Origin of the sequence: Microcystis sp., assembly GCF_048564745.1 — a bacterium.
GTDB lineage: Bacteria > Cyanobacteriota > Cyanobacteriia > Cyanobacteriales > Microcystaceae > Microcystis > Microcystis ichthyoblabe_A.
Window position 1 is genome coordinate 1 of the sequence record NZ_JBLZRT010000096.1, and the last position, 4,505, is coordinate 4,505.

General features: G+C 37.8%; 2 protein-coding genes and 2 pseudogenes. All 4 read right to left on the reverse strand.

Features of this window, described 5'->3' with window-relative positions:
* Positions 1 to 396 (reverse strand): annotated as a pseudogene (locus ACOCD9_RS11400) (hypothetical protein); the annotation flags it as partial.
* Between the two features lie 116 nt (positions 397 to 512).
* Positions 513 to 1,253, reverse strand: a complete 741-nt coding sequence (locus ACOCD9_RS11405; RefSeq protein WP_419547501.1) for a Uma2 family endonuclease — start codon at positions 1,251 to 1,253, stop codon at positions 513 to 515.
* Positions 1,254 to 1,400: 147 nt separating this feature from the next.
* On the reverse strand, positions 1,401 to 3,521 hold the full coding sequence (locus ACOCD9_RS11410; protein ID WP_419547502.1) for a hypothetical protein: 2,121 nt from the start codon (positions 3,519 to 3,521) through the stop codon (positions 1,401 to 1,403).
* 87 nt (positions 3,522 to 3,608) lie between these two features.
* Positions 3,609 to 4,416, reverse strand: a pseudogene (locus ACOCD9_RS11415) (Uma2 family endonuclease).
* Between the last annotated feature and the right edge of the window lie 89 nt (positions 4,417 to 4,505).

Sequence of the window (4,505 nt, forward strand, 5' to 3'; positions counted from 1 at the left end):
TTTTCCATAGGGATAGTGAGGATTGATGGAATACTCACCCCCTTCGGTTTCCGAGATAAACTCTAGGACGATGGTAGGAATTTCTCCTTCAAGATGGGGAGTATAACTGCGCCGAATTTCTCCACTAGCAATCGGTTTTACCGAGGGAATATAAACCCAATCAGGTGCTTTGACAACAGTTTGAGTTTTAACGGTAGCACATAAGCCAAAATTAGAAGCAATTAGCATCGATTCTAGAATTAGTCCTGCTAATTCTAGGGATTCGCGTAAAGCGGCTGCTAATAGGGGTTGCAGGTTGTTGTCCACAGGTTCGTCAGGTAGAATAAAATCATCGGGCAGTTTTTCCCAGGTGATTGGCGGTGATTTTGGGGTTAAATCAATAGCAGATGGTGTCATTGTCGTAAACAGTCCTTCCTAATATTTAATAAGCTCTCATAAACTGTCCACGACTAAGTAGGTGCATTAAATTAATTATCAAATAGACATCTAGGTGGACAATGCCTGCAATTAGTTCATACACTATCATCAACTTCAACTCCTAGCGCTCTTAATTTTGCTGCCAAGCGTTCAGCCCGTTGCTTTTCCTGTTCAGCCCGTTGCTTTTCCTGCTCGGCCAACTCCTCTATGGTGGGGAGCAATTGCCCCTCTGCTGTTGCCCAACGCAGCCAAGTAATCGGCTCTTGTTCATCCCCATAAATTCCCTGCCACCGGACTAACACTAGCCCTAATATTTCGCTGCTGAACCTGCCTTGAGCATCTGGGTTTAAAGATTTATAAACACCCCCTTCTAAGCGATGTCCCGCTAAATCTTCTGGCTCAAAGGGATCATACCAAAAATATTCTGTCACCCGCAAACGATTCTGATAGATAAGCTTTTTCTCTTCTTTATCTTTTGGCGCTGTACTCTCAGAAAGCAACTCAATCACTACATCAGGAGCTTTTTCTTCTTCCCAGACGACCCAGCTTTTCCGTTCTTTTCGAGGCACGTCCACAACGACAAATACATCAGGTCCGCGATAATCCTCGTTACGCACTTGATTGGGGCTAAAGTAAACAAACATATTGCCCCCCACAAACGCTTCTCGTCCTTGGGTTTTTAACCACCCGGAGAGAGGTCTAACTAATAACTGCATTTGCAGTCCGTGTCGCTGGGTTTCCATGGGAATACCATCATCAGAAGGTAGTTCATCTTCGGTCGGTGGTAGCTTGATCCCCAGTGGGTTAGCTGCAATTAGGAGGGTTTCTTTAGCCATTGGTTGGTTGGGGTGAACAACTGATGCCACCTTCTTATCATAAACTATCATTAATGTCAACCCCCACCGCTCTCAATTCGGTTGACAAGCGCTCGGCTCGTTTTAGGTTATGGGATTTTGTCAAGATTCTCTCACTTTATTACAATTCTAATCTTTTATGTAAATCTTACAATTTTTCAGGATAGGGTCATCTATGTTTCTCTCTGACTCTACAAGTTGATAATTATTCTGATAGAGTAATTGTAAAAAAGTGCCATGAAGATTTTCTTTTATGACAGGTACATTTATGGGACATAGGGTGACAATTGGATTGAATTTATTGAGAGCGTCAATAAAACGGGGCTGAAAAGAATTATCCCCAGATAAAATAGAAGTTATCTCGGGATAGAACAATACTTTTCTGTTTTTGTCAAGATAATAGTATGATTCAACCCAATCGGAAATTAGAATTGATGGACGGTTTAGTTGCTTTTCTAATGTAGCCACTCTCTCAGACAAGCTGGCTAAAGCAGACATTTGTGAATAGCTTTTAGGGCGTTGAAAATTGGATATCGTTGCGGGGATAAATTTTACACAAGCGATTAGGGACATAATAATAAAGGGCATGATTAATACACTGACCAGGGAGAGTCTTAATAAATCAAACGAATTGGGCAACAAGATTGGCAAAAATTCCCTAAATGCCATTTTATTCTGCATCAATTCTGGTTCAGATTCGGACATTTTTTTTCGATAAGAACTAAAGACATAATCAATCAAACAACCATAGGAAAGAAAGAAGGGAAGTGATACAGCTAACAAATTACCAGGATGACTTCTATTGACAAAATAAAAGAGGCTAACTATTCCCCAGATGGCAATTACAAAACGATACTTAGCGTTTTTATCCTCAATAGGACTCTGAAAAGATTGTATGATGTTAAAACCGTAAACAACCATAAATATCATCCATATATTATCTGGAAAAGGTAAACCTAGAAAGCCAGAGCCAAATTTAAGAGTAAAACCTATATAATTATAAAAGTTCATAAATTCTCCAGACAAAATTCTAAAGCCCAAAATAATTATGAAAATGATAATGATAAGATTGATACTGAATCCTGTTAATTTTTTAATCATGTTTTTTGCGCTAAAACCATCTATTTTAAACTCATTCCAACTGTGAATAAAAAAGTACATAATCAAAACAACTATACCAGAATCAAAATTACTTAATAGAGCCATTGCCACTATAAAATCTAGAAGCAAATCTCGTAAGCTAATTGTTAAAAACCCAAGGAAAAAATTAGCTTTATCGAAAAACTTTCTTTCAGATATATACAACAAAGTTACCAGCAAAAGACAAGGAAATAAAGTTCTTAAAGGAAAATATTGAAAGTATAAATCTGCTGCCACTACCCTAAAATACAAATAACTCCAAAATAGGCAGCTAATAAATACCCAAATTCTGATCAACGGATTTTGGTAAATAGCTTTAACTATTAGATAGTAAAGAAGAATCTGAAGAGCAATCAAACTACATACAACAATTTTAATAGACAATAGACTATTTCCCATTAATCGTGATAGTAGGCCAAGCCAAAGATAATATCCGCCATATAAACTTTTAAATCCATCATCAACAAGGGGAATAAAAGGGGAATCACTATTAATGGCCGCTAATGGGAATAGAAATGCATTAAAATGGTAGTTCAATCTATCAGTATAAACCAGACTCCAAGCAACTGATGTCACCGTCACTAAAACTCCGATAAAAACTATATTCTCAATCAATAATGTTCTCAAAAATTTACGAAGAGAAAATAAATGTAAGAGAAAAAAGAAAATAACTGTTAAAATTAATCCAACTGGAATTAGCACCAAAAAATTCAAGCTTGATAAATAGGTTGTCAGTTCACGCCAATTGTATGACATCTCAGGTTTCATATAGAGCCTGAGACTTCCACCAGTTCCTTGGGTAAAGAGCTTTTGAATTGCTATCGTGTTGAAAACAAGACCAAGTCCCCACGAAATTAAAAACTCAAGATTACGACTTTGATTTGTGACTTGCCAATTATTGATTATTTTTGATAAAATAGAACTTAAATAGTTCAAAACTTTACCCAAAATAGTAGGTAAGAAAATAATAGAAATTAAAATGAATAGATACCAGACTGCTTCATACCTTTCATTTCCTTTCAATCTGCCAAATCTTGTGGTAAGAAGATAATCTACATCAATAAGAATAAGTAGGAACGCCCCTACTCCTTTAAGCCATTGATCGATCATATTTTTGTTCATTTATCTAATTTAATTTGAAGTATTGAAGTTAACAAAAGTAAGGGAAAAGACAGTAAAGAATAAGCTTATTTTCTATCATAAACTATCATCAATGTCAACCCCTAGCGCTCTCAATTGTGCTGCCCAGCGCTCGGCTCGTTGCTTTTCCTGTTCGGCTCGTTGCCTTTCCTGCTCGGCTCGTTGCTTTTCTTGCTCGGCTCGTTGCTTTTCCTGTTCAGCCCGTTGCCTTTCTTGCTCTACTAACTCACTCCCCCATAATAGCAAATTTCCCGACTTATCCCACCAGCGCAACCAATTAGTAGTAAATTCAGCTTTGGTTCCTTGCCAGATACCGATAAACAAGTTAAGTTCTTTTATCCAGTAACGATTATTCTCATCTGACAACTGCTGCTCATACTTTCCTGCCACTAAACAATAAACATCTAATTCTCCGGTTTTTGGCTGAAATATTCCATAGATAGGTACTTGTAAGATTTGCTCATAAAAATACCATTTTCCATAGGGATAGTGAGGATTGATGGAATATTCACCCCCTTCGGTTTCCGAGATAAACTCTAGGACGATGGTAGGAATTTCTCCTTCAAGATGGGGAGTGTAACTGCGCCGAATTTTTCCGCTAGGAATCGGTTTGACTGAGGGAATATAAACCCAATCAGGTGCTTTGACAACAGTTTGAGTTTTAACGGTAGCACATAAGCCAGCCAAAATTAGAAGCAATTAGCATCGATTCCAGAATTAGTCCTGCTAATTCTAGGGATTCTCGTAAAGCTGCTGCTAAGAGAGGTTGCAAGTTGTTGTCCACAGGTTCGTCAGGTAGAATAAAATCAGGTTCTTCCGAACTTACACTGTAGAAAATTCCCCAAGCTCCCTCTCTGTCCAGCAATGCTCTAAAGTTGATAAATATCAATCTAACAAAAACTCAAAGCCCTATTGTACAAGCTTTACAAGCATGAGTTGTTGATAGTTTTGCAT